The sequence below is a fragment of the Nocardiopsis sp. L17-MgMaSL7 genome, assembly GCF_003182025.1.
Taxonomy (GTDB): Bacteria; Actinomycetota; Actinomycetes; order Streptosporangiales; family Streptosporangiaceae; genus Nocardiopsis; species Nocardiopsis prasina.
Genome location: NZ_QGTF01000010.1, coordinates 224,202 through 238,066, shown reverse-complemented (window position 1 = coordinate 238,066; position 13,865 = coordinate 224,202). Strand labels below are relative to the sequence as shown.

14 protein-coding genes are annotated in these 13,865 nt (G+C 69.9%); 8 read left to right on the top strand and 6 right to left on the bottom strand.

The window, feature by feature from the left end; genetic code table 11:
• Positions 1–588 precede the first annotated feature (588 nt).
• Positions 589–1,353, top strand: a complete 765-nt coding sequence (locus tag BDW27_RS19200; RefSeq protein ID WP_233515826.1) for a DUF1963 domain-containing protein — start codon at positions 589–591, stop codon at positions 1,351–1,353.
• A gap of 151 nt (positions 1,354–1,504) precedes the next feature.
• Here the strand turns inward: BDW27_RS19200 and BDW27_RS19195 are convergent, their stop codons facing one another.
• Both BDW27_RS19195 and BDW27_RS19190 read right to left on the bottom strand, forming a co-directional pair.
• Positions 1,505–1,945 (bottom strand): DoxX family protein, encoded by a 441-nt coding sequence (locus BDW27_RS19195; RefSeq protein ID WP_110050752.1) that lies wholly within the window; start codon positions 1,943–1,945, stop codon positions 1,505–1,507.
• Positions 1,946–2,143: 198 nt separating this feature from the next.
• Positions 2,144–2,650 (bottom strand): MarR family winged helix-turn-helix transcriptional regulator, encoded by a 507-nt coding sequence (locus BDW27_RS19190; RefSeq protein WP_110050750.1) that lies wholly within the window; start codon positions 2,648–2,650, stop codon positions 2,144–2,146.
• Positions 2,651–2,733: 83 nt separating this feature from the next.
• Between BDW27_RS19190 and BDW27_RS19185 the strand changes: the two genes are divergently transcribed.
• Positions 2,734–3,513, top strand: coding sequence for a dioxygenase (locus tag BDW27_RS19185; protein ID WP_233515825.1), 780 nt, complete (start codon positions 2,734–2,736; stop codon positions 3,511–3,513).
• A 374-nt stretch (positions 3,514–3,887) separates the two neighbouring features.
• Positions 3,888–4,127: a hypothetical protein gene (locus BDW27_RS19175; protein WP_017547283.1), complete on the top strand. Its 240-nt coding sequence runs from the start codon at positions 3,888–3,890 to the stop codon at positions 4,125–4,127.
• 33 nt (positions 4,128–4,160) lie between these two features.
• On the opposite strand, the gene BDW27_RS19170 is transcribed toward BDW27_RS19175, so the two are convergent.
• Positions 4,161–4,739, bottom strand: coding sequence for a TetR/AcrR family transcriptional regulator (locus BDW27_RS19170; RefSeq protein WP_017547284.1), 579 nt, complete (start codon positions 4,737–4,739; stop codon positions 4,161–4,163).
• Between the two features lie 130 nt (positions 4,740–4,869).
• Here BDW27_RS19170 and BDW27_RS19165 point away from each other — a divergent pair, with 130 nt between their 5' ends.
• The gene (locus BDW27_RS19165) at positions 4,870–5,478 is read left to right on the top strand and encodes a dihydrofolate reductase family protein (RefSeq protein ID WP_110050746.1); all 609 of its coding nucleotides are present in this window, start codon (positions 4,870–4,872) and stop codon (positions 5,476–5,478) included.
• A 159-nt stretch (positions 5,479–5,637) separates the two neighbouring features.
• Complete coding sequence (locus BDW27_RS19160) at positions 5,638–5,841, top strand: hypothetical protein (RefSeq protein WP_110050744.1); 204 nt, start codon at positions 5,638–5,640, stop codon at positions 5,839–5,841.
• Between the two features lie 25 nt (positions 5,842–5,866).
• Here BDW27_RS19160 and BDW27_RS19155 read toward each other — a convergent pair whose 3' ends face one another.
• Positions 5,867–8,326, bottom strand: coding sequence for a beta-glucosidase (locus BDW27_RS19155; protein ID WP_110050742.1), 2,460 nt, complete (start codon positions 8,324–8,326; stop codon positions 5,867–5,869).
• Positions 8,327–8,491: 165 nt separating this feature from the next.
• Between BDW27_RS19155 and BDW27_RS19150 the strand changes: the two genes are divergently transcribed.
• The gene (locus BDW27_RS19150) at positions 8,492–9,145 is read left to right on the top strand and encodes a TetR/AcrR family transcriptional regulator (protein ID WP_110050740.1); all 654 of its coding nucleotides are present in this window, start codon (positions 8,492–8,494) and stop codon (positions 9,143–9,145) included.
• Positions 9,146–9,238: 93 nt separating this feature from the next.
• On the opposite strand, the gene BDW27_RS19145 is transcribed toward BDW27_RS19150, so the two are convergent.
• A complete protein-coding gene (locus BDW27_RS19145) occupies positions 9,239–10,555 on the bottom strand; it encodes an Ig-like domain-containing protein (protein WP_110050738.1) in 1,317 nt (438 codons plus the stop codon).
• 340 nt (positions 10,556–10,895) lie between these two features.
• Here BDW27_RS19145 and BDW27_RS19140 point away from each other — a divergent pair, with 340 nt between their 5' ends.
• Complete coding sequence (locus BDW27_RS19140) at positions 10,896–11,219, top strand: multidrug efflux SMR transporter (protein WP_110050736.1); 324 nt, start codon at positions 10,896–10,898, stop codon at positions 11,217–11,219.
• 16 nt (positions 11,220–11,235) lie between these two features.
• A complete protein-coding gene (locus BDW27_RS19135; RefSeq protein ID WP_110050734.1) occupies positions 11,236–11,814 on the top strand; it encodes a TetR/AcrR family transcriptional regulator in 579 nt (192 codons plus the stop codon).
• 5 nt (positions 11,815–11,819) lie between these two features.
• Here the strand turns inward: BDW27_RS19135 and BDW27_RS19130 are convergent, their stop codons facing one another.
• Positions 11,820–13,841: an AarF/ABC1/UbiB kinase family protein gene (locus tag BDW27_RS19130; RefSeq protein ID WP_110050732.1), complete on the bottom strand. Its 2,022-nt coding sequence runs from the start codon at positions 13,839–13,841 to the stop codon at positions 11,820–11,822.
• Positions 13,842–13,865: the final 24 nt, after the last annotated feature.

Sequence of the window (13,865 nt, the reverse complement as noted above, 5' to 3'; positions counted from 1 at the left end):
ACCCGGGGGTCAACTCGCGGTCGAAGAAGGTGGTGGCTTGTTCCCGGGCGGTGCGCATGGCCGTGTCCACCGGGGTGGACCCGGTGGTCGGGGCGTGCACTGCGGGAAAGGGGGCCATATTTCAATAGTAGGATGTTCGGCCTTGGGGGGCTATAGCCGGGTGGTTATAAAAGGCTGGCCATTCGCTGTGAGAATAGGCCGATCGGCCATTGTGGATAACCGTTGTGGTGTCGCACTTGTGTGCTAGGCGAATCCCCACCTTTGTGCTCGCTGCCGCTTTCGCCACCCACCCTGACCAGCCGCGACACCCCCCACCGTTGACCACAGACCTGGGGGCGCACCCACCCTCGCCGCCGCTTCCGCCACCCACCTAGACCAGCCACGACACGCCCCACCGTTGACCACAGACCTGGGGGCGCACCCACCCTCGCCGCCGCTTCCGCCACCCACCCTGACCAGCCGCGACACTCTTCACGTTGAACACAGAGCCGGATCCGCCTCTCCCCGCTCAAAGCAACAGGCCACGAAACACGGCAACGCCCCCTGCGGCCGCACGAAGTGTCCTTCCTCTACGCCAGCATGTCCGGCATGCACAGCCCTCAGACGTACCGCGAAGAGGCCCGCACCAAGGGTGTCCCCGAACATGCCATCGACCTGGCGCTCAGCCTCGCCCTCCCCCAGGCCGAACTCACTCCGTCGGACAAGGACGGCGGCGTCCTGGTCGGACGGTACGGCGGCCTCCCCTCGCTCCCCGAGGGCGTCGAGTGGGACAACGGCCTGGACCTCGTCGCGAGCGTCGACTGCGCCGCCCTCCCCCAGGACGCCTGCAACCTCCCCCTGCCGCGCGACGGCCACCTGCTGTTCTTCGCGGACCGGACCGACCCCGACGGGTTCGCCCTCATGCATGACTCCCGGTCCGTGATCCACGTCCAAGCGGGTACTCCCACGACCGAACGCACGCTTCCCGAGAACCACTTCCCCGCCTTCGCCCCCCACCCCCTGTACGCCCGGACCTTCCCGAGCCTCCCGATGACCGCCGACGACGCCGTTCTCCCCCACCCGGAGATCAGACGCCTCTACGACGAGTACGAGCTGGAGTACCTCGACCAGAGGCTTCCTCAGTGGGACGAAAGCCTGCACCTGGGCGGATACGCCTACTCGCCGCAGGACCCGCCCATCATGGGCTCCTCCCCCGAGGACGAGAAGGGGAGTTGGGTGCTGCTGGCCCAGGCTCAGTTCGACATGCCCGACGATCCGGGCTTCACCGCGTGCGTGTTCTGGATCATCCAGCGCGACGAGCTCGCGGCGGGGAACTTCGCGGCGGCGGGGCTGGTGTCGATCTCCTACCACTGAGACTCCGGGCCGGGGGCTCCCGCGCGGGGACCCCGGACAGCACGAACGGCCGCCCAGCACCGGTGTGGGCGGCCGCGTCAGCGGTGCGAGTCCGACCGGGGTGAAGTCACGGGCCCCTGGTCAGGACGGACGCCGAATCAGGCCGTGCGGTTCAGGCCGACACGGCCTCCTCGGTGCCGCGCGCCTGGCGGACGCGGCCCCAGGGCATCAGTCGGTCCACCGCGTGACGGCCGCCCGAGAACCCGAGGGCCAGCGCGGCGACGCCGAGGACCAGAGGCAGCTCGTAGCCACCGACCAGCGGGGCGCCGACGTGGGCGAAGAAGTACGCCCCGACCATCATCAGGGCGAGGGAGAGGCCCGCGAGCGGGAGCGCGAATCCGATGACGAGCGCGACGCCGGCGCCCACCTCGACGGCCGCGGCGATGGAGGCGGAGAGCGCGGGGAAGGGCACACCCAGCGCTTCGAAGCCCTGGGCGGCGCTGCCCAGGTCGGTGGCCTTGGGCAGGCCGTGGACGATGAAGACGACCCCGATGACGACCCTGGCGATCAGGGCGGTCAGGTCGCCGATCCTGATTCTGAGAGATGCGGTCATGGTTGTTCCTGTTCTGCCGTGAGCGGGTATCCCTGGATCAGGTGGATCTCGTGGGAGCTCGACTCCAAAACTTGAGGCCACAACCTTTTCCCGGGAAGCAGAATGGTAGTACGTATCCGGCCGAACACATAGCGTCCGTGCGAATGAGTTGGATGCGACCCGCGTTCACCCTGGTCAGGGCAGAGAACAGAACTCGACTCAGTCTCGGACGCCAGCCCCGTCGGGGTCCGGGTACCTGGGCTCCTCACCCTGGGGATCGAGCGCGGACAGCATGGACTCGGAGATCGCCCGCAACTGCCCCACCTGCTCGGCACTGAGCGTGTCGAAGAGGACCCGCCGCACCTCGTGCACGTGCCCCGGCGCCGCATCCTCCAGCACCTTCATCCCCAGCGGCGTGATCTCCACGATCACGGTGCGCCGATTCTCCGGCCGCTTGTACCGCTGGATCATCCCGTCCCCCTCGAGCCTCGCGGCCGCGTGCGAGAGCCGACTCGGCGATGAGCGCAGCAGGCGGGCCAGCCGGGTCATCGTCAGCTCGCGCCCCGGCGCCTCGGACAGCATGGCCAGGATCTGGTAGTACGCGTGCGGCAGCCCGGAGTCGTGCCGGAGCTGGCGGTCGAGTGCGCCGTCGAGGAGGTTGACGGCCATGAGGAAGGCACGCCAGGTGTGCTGCTCGCCGTCGTCGAGCCAGCGCGTCTCGGCCATCGGACCTGTGCCCCCAGAAATACTTGAGCGTTCAATTGTGTTGGAACCGAACACGGTCCACAACCCCGATCCCGGAGGTCGTCATGGCGACTCGCATGCCCACGCTGTACCTGAGCCACGGCGCGCCGCCCCTCGCCGACGACCCCGAGTGGACCCGTCAGCTGGCCGACTGGTCCGGTGACATCACCCGCCCGAAGGCGATCCTCGTCGTCTCCGCCCACTGGGAGGACGCACCGCTCACCGTCGGCGCGACCAGGGACGCGACCCCGCTGACCTACGACTTCTGGGGTTTCCCGCAACGCTACTACGACGTGACCTACGCCGCCCCGGGCGCTCCGGGACTCGCCGAACGGGTCCGCGAACTCGCCACTGGTCCAGGCGGCACCGTCCATCAGGACCCCACCCGGGGACTCGACCACGGCGCCTACGTCCCCCTGAAGGAGATGTACCCGGAGGCCGACATCCCGGTGCTCCAGGTTTCCATGCCGACCCTCGACCCTGCCCGCCTCCTCGAACTCGGACGCCGCCTCGCGCCCCTGCGCGACGAGGGCGTCCTGATCATGGGCAGCGGGTTCACCACCCACAACCTCCGGGAGATGTCCCGCCAGGCCCACGGCGACGCACCCTCGTGGTCGGTCGAGTTCGACGACTGGACCCACCGGGCCGTCCTGGACCGCGACGTCGACGCGCTCCTGGACTTCCAGCACAAGGCCCCAGCCGCCGCCCTCGCACACCCGCGCAGCGACCACTTCGCGCCCCTGTTCGTCGCCCTCGGCGCGAGCCTGGACGACCACGGTTCCGCCGCGTCCACGGTGGACGGCTTCTGGCACGGACTGGCGAAGCGGTCGTTCCAGTTCGACTGAGAGAACGCGGAACGCCCCCGGTTCTGGCGCGGCCGCAACCTGCTGGGCTTCGCCCTGAGGGAGGCCAGGGCGAGGCTCGCCGAGGGGACCGCCTGAACGGGGATCCGTTCTCCCCGATTTCACTTCGGATTCCTCCGTTCACCCTGTGTGTCGGCCGCCGCGCGAGTAGAGTCCGAACACGCGGACAGCACGGTGCCCCGGCACCCGCGCCTGTTTCCCGCCCTTGGCGCATGAGCCAACACACCCTCGGCCCGACCTCGCGGCCCGCCCCGAGGTCACGCCGTACCCGGGAGACAGATCCTCCAGCTTCGTCGAACGCGCGTGTTCCGGACTCCACCGTCCTCACTTTCCAGGACGACACTCAGGGGATTCCCATGGCCTACTACCGCATCCAGCTGAACGACGGCTCCTCCCACACCCTCCAGGCGGTGCGCCTGCGAACCGACGCGAGCAGCCTCTACCTGGAGGAGCGCGCGGCCGGAGACTGGCGGGAGGTGTTCAGCAACCCGATCGGCGAGGTGAGTCGCGTCCAGCGCCGGTTCACCGAGAACGACGGCACGTGGACCTGGCTGCCGGAGCGGCTGCCCGCTCCGGTCGGCGTCCGCGCCTGGTGACCCCGGCCCCGGCCCCGAGCACGGGGCCGGACCTCAGCCCTCGAGGGTGAGCTGGGCGATCACCAGGTCCACCAGCCCCTCCAGGTCGCCCTCGGGGGCCAGCACCCCGGGCAGCGTCAGGTGCTCGGTGACCAGCCAGTTCATGGCCAGGTACAGCACCAGCACCGTGTCGCGGCCACCGGGCATGGCGCTCTGCTCGTGGAAGGCGATGTTGGCGTCCAGGTCGGAGCGAACCCGCGCGGTGAGGTCGGCGCGCAGTTCCGGACGGCGGGTGGCCTCCAGCTGGAGTTCGAGCGTGGCGAGGTACACGTTCGGGTTCGCGGCCAGGCGCGTGACCGTGGCACGCATGACCTCGGCGATCTTGGCGCGGTCCCGGGGCCCCTCCAGCACGTTCTCCCACTCCTGCTGCTCGGGCATGAACCGCTCGTAGGTGCGGACGCTGGTCTGGGCGAGCAGGTCCTCACGGTTGGCGAAGTAGTTGGAGGCGGTTCCCACGGGCACGCCCGCTCGGGTGTCCACGGCCCGGAAAGTGAGTCCCCGCGCTCCCTCCTCGGCGAGTGTGTCGATGGCGGCGTCGAGCAGCGCGGCGCGCCGCCCCGGGTTCCTGACCATGTGCTTTCCCTTTCGTGCGCGGAAATCCCACGCGACCGCTTGGCAAACCACTATGCGTGGAGTACTTTACTTGAAGTACTTCAAGCTTAGTGGTCACGTGGCCGCAGGAGTATCCCTACCAAGGAGACACATGCGAACCCTCACCTACTTCGTCGCGGTATCGATCGACGGCTACGCCTGTGGCCCCGACAACTCCCACGACTTCTACGAGGCACCCGACCCCGGTGGCGAGCTCGGCGACAACGGCCAGTTCCACGTCGACGAGTACCCCGAACTCCTTCCCACCGTGGCACGCGCCCACCTGGGTCTGGACGTTCCCAACAAGCACTTCGACACCATGCTCCAAGGCCGCGGCTCCTACCAGGTCGCCCTGGACGAGGGCGTGACCAGCCCCTACGACCACATGCGCCAGATCGTCTTCTCCCACAGCCTGCCCACCGACGTCGACCCCAACGTCACTGTCGTGGCCACGGACCCGCTGGAGACCGTCCGCGAACTCAAGAAGGAGGAGAGCCCCCTGGGGATCGTCACCGTCGGCGGCCCGGCCATGGCCGGATACCTGCTCCCCGAGATCGACGAACTCGTGATCAAGCGCTACCCCGTCGTCGCGGGGCACGGGCGCCCCCTCTTCGAGGGAGCGGCCTTCGCCCCCGCACGCTTCGAGCGGTTGAGCAGCACCACCTTCAGGGGCGGCGCCGACTACACGCTCTTCCGCCGCCGTGTCCCCACTGCGGCGTGACCCCGGCGACGCCTACCAGGGCAACCGGAGTCGACGCATGTTGCACGCGCTCCCGGGCCCGCTCCGCCGGTGCCGACGGAGCGCGGAACGCCTGCTTCAGTGAGCTTGCGGCGCACGGGTAGTCTGGCCCCGCCCCCATCCCCCTCCTCCTGAGGCCTCGTGTCCCACTCCCCACGGGGACACCACTCACAGCCGCCTCGCACCTTCGGCGCCGTCCTGTGGTTCCCTCTCGCCCGCTACGCCCGCAACCCGTTCCTCCTCCTCGCCACCACCGCCCTGCCCCTCGTCCCGGGCCAGTTGCTTGGCGCCTACCTCCTCCTGCGCAGGACCGAAGACGCCCGTGTGGTGGAGCTGGTTCCTTAGGGAAAACCTGCTGGGGGAAGGGGAGTCAGCGCACGTCGAAACGGAGACGGTGCGCGATGGCACGGCTGGAGGAGCCCACCGCGAGGTGGTAGGTACCCTCCGGGGTGCGCCAGGACTGAGCTGCGGGATCCCAGACCGCGAGGCTGCGCGGTGGGACTTCGAGGCTGACCGTGACCTCCTCCCCCGGTACGGCGCGCACGGAGGCGAAGGCGGCCAGGGAACGGACCGGCCGGGTCGGCCCCCCTTCGGCGGGCGGCTCCACGTACACCTGCACCACGTGGCGTCCGGGCCGGGCACCGGTGTTGGTGAGGGTGGCCGTGACGGTGACGGGCTCCGGGGCCAGGCCGTCGACCAGAGTCTCGGCCACGAGGGAGTCGGCGGCCAGTGCGGCGCCGGTGACCTCCCAGTCGGTGTAGCCGAGGCCGAAGCCGAAGGGGCGATGGGGTTCCACACCGTCCCGGTCGTAGGCGCGGTGGCCGACGAACACGCCCTCTTCGTAGGTGATCACGCCACCCACGGGGCGGGTGTCCATGATCGGAACGTCGTCGTGGTCGCGCGGCAGGGTCCAGGGCAGGCGGCCGGTGGGCTCGGACCGGCCGGTGAGGGTGTCCGCAAGGGCGTGGCCGTACTCGTGGCCGCCGAACCAGGACCACAGGACGGCGGGGACCTCGTCCAGCCAGGGCAGCAGGACCGGGGCTCCGGCGTTGACCACGACCACGGTGTTCGGGTTGGCGGAGCTCACCCGGCGGACCAGTTCGTCCTGGCTGCCGGGAAGGTCCAGGGTGGGCCGGTCGTAGCCCTCGGACTCGACCTCGTCGTTGGTGCCGACCACCACCACCGCGACGTCGGCGGCCTCGGCGGCGCGCACCGCCTCCTGGATCTCCTCCTCCACGGTCATCCCGGGGGGCTGGTGGCGGAGCTGGGCGATGACCGCCCGGCCGAAGCCGCCGAAGTCGCCGACCTCCATCTCCACTCGGATCCGGAGCGTGCGCGGCGCGCCCTCGGCGACCTCGATCCCCACGCGGGGGGCGTCGGGGTGGGAGTGACGGGACTCCAGGATGTCGTCGACCGAGGCCTGGGCCGCGCTCTCGCTGACGACCTCGCCGTCCATCCGGCTGGTGTGACGGCCCACGGCGGCGATCTCCACGTGGTGGGTGCCCGGCTCGGTGAGGGTGAGTTCGGCATCCAGCACGGCGCACACGGCTTCCTTCGGCGCCCCCGCGTGCAGCGCTCCACCGGCGATCTCGGGCCCCTCCACCTTCGCCCCTGCGGCATCGAGCAGCGTCAGGGCGATCCCGGTGAGGCGCTGGTCCGCCACCACCGGCAGGTGGCGCCGCGGGTCGCCGCCGCGCACCAGGGTGAGTTCCACGTCGTCCGGCAGCGCCTCGCTCAGCCCCTCGGCTGGGCTGACCAGGTACTCGGAGTTCACGTGGGCGCTGCCGCCGCCCTGGGTGTAGGCGTCCACGGCGTTGGGGCCGATCAGCGCCACGCTACGGACCCGCTCGGCGGCGATCGGGAGGACGCCGCCCTCGTTGCGCAGCAGCACGTGGCCGCGTGAGCCGACCTCGCGCAGGAGGACCCGCTCGTCCTCGCCCTCCACCGCCGGGGAGGTGACGCGGTCGAGCTTGCCGACCCGCTCGGCCAGCAGCAGCAGGCGGGCGACCTTGTCGTCGATCACGGACTCGGGGACCTCGCCGGAGCGGACCGCCGCCACCAGGGCCTCGCCCCAGGGACCGTCGGGTCCGGGCATCACGAGATCGGTCCCGGCGTTGGCCGACGACGCGGTGCTGCGCGCGGCCGTCCAGTCGCTGCACACCACACCGTCGAAGCCGAGTTCGCCCTTGAGGAGGCCGGTGAGGAGTCCCCGGTGGTCGGTCATGCTGGCGGCCTCGGAGCCGTCGTCGACCCCGTTGTAGGCGGCCATGACCATCCAGGCCCCGGCGTCGACCACCGCTTGGAAGGGCGGCAGGTAGACCTCGCGGAGAGTGCGCTCGTCGATGCGGGAGCGGTAGGCGGTGCGCTCCCGCTCGGTCTCGTTCCCGATGAAGTGTTTGGGGCAGGCGCCCACACCCTCGCTCTGAAGGGAGCGGACGAAGGCGGCGCCGAGCTCGGCGGTCAGGAGGGGGTCCTCGGAGAAGCACTCGAAGTGACGGCCACCGACCGGGGAGCGGTGGAGGTTCAGCACCGGGGCCAGGACGACGTCGACGTCCTTGCGGCGGGCCTCGGCGGCGAAGAAGCGGCCCACGCGCTCCATGAGCTCGGGGTCCCAGGCGGCGGCGACCGCCGTGGGACTGGGCGTGCTGGCCGAGTGCTCGTCCTGGGTAGCCTCCGTGCCGCGCACCCCCGCCGGGCCGTCGGAGACGGTGATCGGCAGCAGACCCGCGTCCGCGTTCCCGTGCAGAATCCATCCGGTGCGCCCGGTGAGCAGGCGCACCTTGTCCTCCAGGGTCAGCCGTGCGACGCGCTCGATCGGTACCGAAGCCATGGAGCCCCTTGTCCTGTGATCTGTGTCTCCTGCGCCGAGAGACTAGTTACTGAATGTTCATTAAGCAAGAGGGGAGCGGAAGTCTCGATAGCGTGGGGTACGGGCGGGCACCCCCCGTAACCGGCCCCGGAGTACCCGCGCGGTACGAGGAAGTGGAGAGCAGGCATGAGCGAGAGGACCCCCACGCGGACGCGTTCGGAGGAGGGGCGGCCGCCCGAACGCGCACCGCGCCGACGGGTGAACCGGCGCGAGCAGATCCTGCGTACCGCCGCCGACGTGTTCGCCTCCCAGGGCTTCAACAACACCTCCCTGGCCGACATCGCGGCGATGCTCGACATCACCCCCGCCGGGGTGCTGCACCACTTCGGGTCCAAGACCGACCTGCTCACAGCGGTACTGGAGCTGCGCGACACCAACGACCCGGCCCCCGAAGGCAGCGGCATGCTCGACCACCTGGTCGCCACTGCCCGCCGCAACGCCGAGCGCCCGGGGACCACCCAGCTGTACGCGGTGCTCTCCGCAGAGAGCGCCACCGCCGAACACCCCGCACAGGAGTGGTTCCGGGAGCGCTACACCGTGCTGCGCCAGGAGGTGGAGGAGGCGGTCCTGGACCGGCTCGGCCCCGAGCACCGGGAGTCCGCGAGCACGCCGGGGCCGCACGGCCACTCCCCCGCCAGGTCGGCAGCCACGGCGGTGCTGGCCGCCATGGACGGGCTCCAGGTGCAGTGGCTGCTGGACCCGGAAGCGGTGGACATGGCCGCCGTCACCGAGCTGGTGATAGACGCCGTCGTCGCCCGGCTGAGCCGTTCCGAGCCCTGAACGACGATCCCCCGGCAGCACGAAGGGCGCCACGGTGCCGCTGGCACCGTGACGCCCTGGGTTCGTCCGAACTACCTCACTGCACGGGTCCCGCTACAGGTCCTCGCCGTGCACGGAGCCGGGGGTCCCGTCGGTGGTCGCCTGCGGCTCGGCGGTCTCGCTGCCCTCCAGCCACTCGTCCCAGGACTTCTGCCAGTAACCCCAGCCGTTGTCCCACTCGAACTCGCGGTCGGTACCGGTGGTGTCGAGGATGTCGCCCATGAGCGTGTTGTTGAAGAACCACTGGGCGTCGTCCATCCGCAGGTTGGTGCAACCGTTGGAGGTGTTGGCCGAGCCGATGTTGCCGTTGTAGGACGCCTCGTGCACGAACTCGCCACTGTTGGAGGTGCGCACCGCGTACTGCACGTCCACCAGGTAGGAGCCGGGGTCGTCCTCGGGGATGCCCACGGTCGCGGAGTCCATGGTGAGCTGCTCGTAGCGCTCCATCATGACGTGGGTGCCGGTCGTCGTGGTGTCGAAGCGACGGTTGGCCGCCCCGTTGCTCACCTCGATGACGCGCTCCTCTTCGCCGTCGATCTCGATGATCATCTCGTGGTCCGGCACGTGCATGGTCGCGATCAGCTCACGGCCGATCTCGAAGTCGATCTGGTAGTTCCGCACCCCGAAGACGCCCTCGGACGCCTCGACGCCCGCGAGGTTCAGGTCCACGGTGACGTTCTGGTACGGCTCCCAGTACTCCTCGGGCCGGAAGACCGCCATCTGGTCGGTGACCCAGTTCCAGGCGCCGACGGTCTCCTGCTCGGCGACCACGTTCATGGAGTTCTCGACCTGCGTCTTGTTGGTGACGGGCATGTCGAAGTTGATCACCACGGGCATGCCGACGCCCACGGTGTCACCGGAGCTCGGGAAGTTGGAGACGAGTTCGAGGCGCTGCCCGGCGACGGCCTCCTTGGTGGTGAACTCGGAGGTGAACTCGGTCTCCTCACCGGCGTCGTTCTCGGCGGTGGCGGTCACCACGACCTCGGATCCGGGGCGCAGGTTCCAGTCGCTGACCCACTCCGTCTCGTCCTCGTTGAGGGTGCCGGTCATGGCGTAGAGGTCGCCCTCGGCGTCCCCCTCGCCCTCAGCTCCGCCATCGCCCTCGGCCGCCGCCTCACCGACCACGACCTGGTCGACTCTGACGTCGGTGATGACTCCCTGCTGGGCGTTGACCCGGATGGGGGTGTTCGGCGCGATCTCCTCGCCACCGGCCTCCGGCGTGATGCTCAGCTCAGCCGGCTCGGCGTCGGCGGGATCGGCGTTGCTCTGCGTCTCGGCGTCACCGGAGGTACAGGCGGTCGCTGCGAGAGCGAGCGCCACCAGACCGATGCCGAACCGCCGCGTCACCGCCGGGTGGGACTTCCCCGTCACGTCTGGACCTCCGTAGCTGAAACTGGAACCGATCTACTGCAATGAGTAAGACGCTCCCGCACGGAAAAGGTTCTGAACTCGTGCGTATCGGTATGGAGCAGTTATCCGAAAGAGGGCGAACTGTCGCACTCGGGAGCGCCGAGAATACACCCAGGGGGTACGGGCGCGGTCCACCGGGGGGCGGGTTCCGGGCTGCCCGGAAGCGCTTCTGCGCTTGCCCTGCCATCATGCCCGACCTAGAATCCGGGTCATCCGATCAGGTTGTTTCTCCGGAGAAACCTACTCGAACGACCAACTTCTTCCGGGGTCACCCGACCCCACGGTGTGACTGGGGGAACCCATGCCTTGGTTCTGGCTCGCCGGAGCGATCGTCCTGGAGGTCTTCGCCACCACCTCCCTGAAGTTGTCCGAGGGGTTCACCAGACTCCTGCCCTCGATCTTCGTGGTGGTCGGCTACCTCGGCGCGTTCTACATGCTCTCGCAGACGCTCCAGCGAGGTATGCCGCTCGGGGTGGCCTACGGGGTGTGGGCAGCCCTGGGCGTGGCCCTTCTCGCTGTCATCGGCGTCCTGTTCCTCGGGGAGTCCCTGACCTGGATCCAGGTGGGCGGCATCGCCCTGGTGATCGCCGGGGTCATGGCCCTGGAGATGGGCGGCCAGCACTGACCGGCAGGATAGTGACGTGAGCACCAAGCAGCCGGAACGGGATCCGGAGAACATCAGTGACGGCCGCCTCCGCAAGGGCGAGCTGCGGCGGCGGCTGCTCTTGGACGCCACCATGGAGGTCATCACGCGGGACGGCGTCTCCGCCGTCAGCCAGCGCCGGGTGGCGGCCGAAGCGGGGGTCCCGCCCAGCACCGTCACCTACTACCACGCATCCGTCGACGACCTCCTGGTCGCCGCCCTCACCAGGGTGAACGACACCTACGTCGCGTACATGGACACCCTCCCCGAGGACCCTGACCAGGCCCTGCGCGGGTTCGCCGCCCTCATCGCCGAGGGCACCGAACCCGACCGGACCCACGCCCTGGCCGAGATGGAACTCTTCCTGCTCGCCGCCCGGCGCCCCGCGCTACGCGAACAGACCGACCGCTGGATGTCCGCGGTGGACGCCTTCCTCGTTCCCTACCTCCCCGACCCCGAGATGCGGGCCGGGGTGGCCGCGGCGGCCAACGGCTTCTTCCTGTGCTGTTGCACCACCAGCCCCCCGCCGGACGCCGAGGAGGTCCACCGGGTCCTGCGCCGCCTCATCCACGGCTGACCGGGTCACCTCCTCCCCCTGTCACCGCCGTCCCGGACCATGTCCACCAACAACCGCAGCACGAACATGGCCGTGGCGGCCAGCAGCACCCACGCCAGCAGGTTGAGCGCCTTGGTGTGCGTGGCCAGCTCCGGCCAGGACACCCCCTGCGTCTCGGTGACGTTGAACAACCCGACCGACATGAACCCCGTGACCACGGCCAGCACCGTCATGACCGCGCGCCACACCACCGAGCGCAGGAGTCTTCGGTCCTCGGGGTGGGCGAACAGCCGGGCCTGCACGGTGAACCGGCCCTTGTGCAGCTGGTCGGTGATCCGGTCGAGTCTGCGCGGCAGCCGCCGCAGCGTGGGCAGCAGAGCGATCAGTTCCGCCGACGCCATCTCGCGCAGGTTCCCGGTGCCCAGCTGCTCGGACATCCGTGCCCCGGCGTACCGCTTGGCCTCGGCCACCGTGTCGAACCCCGGTGACAGGTGCACGAGCGTCCCCTCCAGCGTGGCCAGGGCGCGGAACACCCCGGCCAGCTCCGCGGGCAGCACCAGCCCGAACCGGGTGACCAGCATCAGCAGTTCGGTGAACATCCGCATGCTCGCGGTGGTGCTCCCGTGCAGGTACCGGGCCATGAACTGCCCCAGCGAACGCCGCAGCCGCTCCGCGTCGATCTCCCCCGGGTCGTCGACCACGTCCAACAGGGTGTCGGTCAGCAGGACGGCGTCGCCCCGGTCGATGGCCAGCAGCATCATCTGGAGGGCCTCCCGGGTCCGGGCGTCCAGACGCCCCACCGACCCGTAGTCCAACAGCCCCACGCCGCCCCCGTCGAGCACCAGGATGTTGCCCGGATGCGGGTCGGCGTGGAAGATCCCGCTCATCAGCACCTGCTCCAACAAGCAGTCCAGCAGCACCCGGGCGATGCGCTCCCCCTCCTCCGCCGAGAGGTCCCCTCCACCCACCTGGGTGCCGTGCAGGCGTTCCATCACCAGCACGCGACGACCGGTGTAGGCCTCGTACACGCGGGGGATGCGCACCTCCGAACCACCCGTGGCGTCCGCGACGGCCGCGATGTTGGCGGCCTCCACCTCGAAGTCGAGTTCCTCCAACAGCGCCCCGGCGAACCCGTCAGCCAGTTCGAGCACCCCGATCGCGGGCCCCCAGTCCGTGTACTCGTCGAAGCGGCGGGCCAGCCTGCGGATGATGTCCAGGTCCCTGCGGACCACCGGAACGATCCCGGGGCGCTGCACCTTCACGACCACCTCCTCACCCCCGTGCAGCCGCGCGGGGTGGGCCTGCGCGATGGAGGCGGCGGCCAGGGGCTCGGGGTCGAACGCGGCGAAGACCTCCTCCAGGGGGCGGCCCAGCTCACCCTCCACGCACTCGCGAATCCGCTCGAAGGGCACCTTGGCCACTTCGCTGTGCAGCCGCCCGAGCTCCTCCACGAACACCGGCGGCAGCAGGTCCCGCCGGGTGGCCAGCACCTGCCCCAGCTTCACGAAGACCACCCCGGCCTCCTCCATGGAGCGGACCAGGGAACGGGCCAGGCGCCGCTGGACCGAGGTGTCGTCGATCCCCTCCCTTCTCCCCAGCACGTAACCGCCCAGCCCGTGCCGGGCCAGGATCCACAGGATGCGCCGGTACCTGCCGAGGCGCCCGAACCAGTTCCTGGCCTCCCGCACCATGGCCACCGGCCGGAACCGGGTGCCCCGGGGCAACAGCAGTTCCAGGCCGACGAAGGCGAGCATGGCGCCCACCGCCATGGCGAAGAGCATGAGCGACACGTACGCGGGCTGGTCCAGGTCGGCCGGTTCGAGGGAGTTCAGCGCCTCGAAGCTTCCGTAGTAGGCCAGGATCGCGCCCACCGAGCCCAGCGGAGCCCCGACCAGCGCCGCCAGGGCCAGACGCGGCAGGTTGAACGGCACGTCCATGAGCCGACTGGCCAGCTTGCCCAGGCCCAGCAGGACCAGGACCAGCGCGACCAGCGACACGACCTGGCCGACGACCATGCCGAACACCGAGGTGACGGTCAGCGTTTCCATCAACGTCCTTCAGAGGAGCCGGCT

Excerpts from the sequence above, each read along its gene's own strand:
- BDW27_RS19165 (WP_110050746.1), top strand. The coding sequence starts at position 4,870 with ATGCGAACCCTCACCTACTTCGTCGCGGTATCGATCGACGGCTACGCC.
- BDW27_RS19150 (WP_110050740.1), top strand. The coding sequence starts at position 8,492 with ATGAGCGAGAGGACCCCCACGCGGACGCGTTCGGAGGAGGGGCGGCCG.
- BDW27_RS19130 (WP_110050732.1), bottom strand. The coding sequence starts at position 13,841 with ATGGAAACGCTGACCGTCACCTCGGTGTTCGGCATGGTCGTCGGCCAG.
- BDW27_RS19170 (WP_017547284.1), bottom strand. The coding sequence starts at position 4,739 with ATGGTCAGGAACCCGGGGCGGCGCGCCGCGCTGCTCGACGCCGCCATC.
- BDW27_RS19175 (WP_017547283.1), top strand. The coding sequence starts at position 3,888 with ATGGCCTACTACCGCATCCAGCTGAACGACGGCTCCTCCCACACCCTC.
- BDW27_RS19155 (WP_110050742.1), bottom strand. The coding sequence starts at position 8,326 with ATGGCTTCGGTACCGATCGAGCGCGTCGCACGGCTGACCCTGGAGGAC.
- BDW27_RS19190 (WP_110050750.1), bottom strand. The coding sequence starts at position 2,650 with ATGGCCGAGACGCGCTGGCTCGACGACGGCGAGCAGCACACCTGGCGT.
- BDW27_RS19200 (WP_233515826.1), top strand. The coding sequence starts at position 589 with ATGCACAGCCCTCAGACGTACCGCGAAGAGGCCCGCACCAAGGGTGTC.
- BDW27_RS19185 (WP_233515825.1), top strand. The coding sequence starts at position 2,734 with ATGGCGACTCGCATGCCCACGCTGTACCTGAGCCACGGCGCGCCGCCC.
- BDW27_RS19140 (WP_110050736.1), top strand. The coding sequence starts at position 10,896 with ATGCCTTGGTTCTGGCTCGCCGGAGCGATCGTCCTGGAGGTCTTCGCC.
- BDW27_RS19195 (WP_110050752.1), bottom strand. The coding sequence starts at position 1,945 with ATGACCGCATCTCTCAGAATCAGGATCGGCGACCTGACCGCCCTGATC.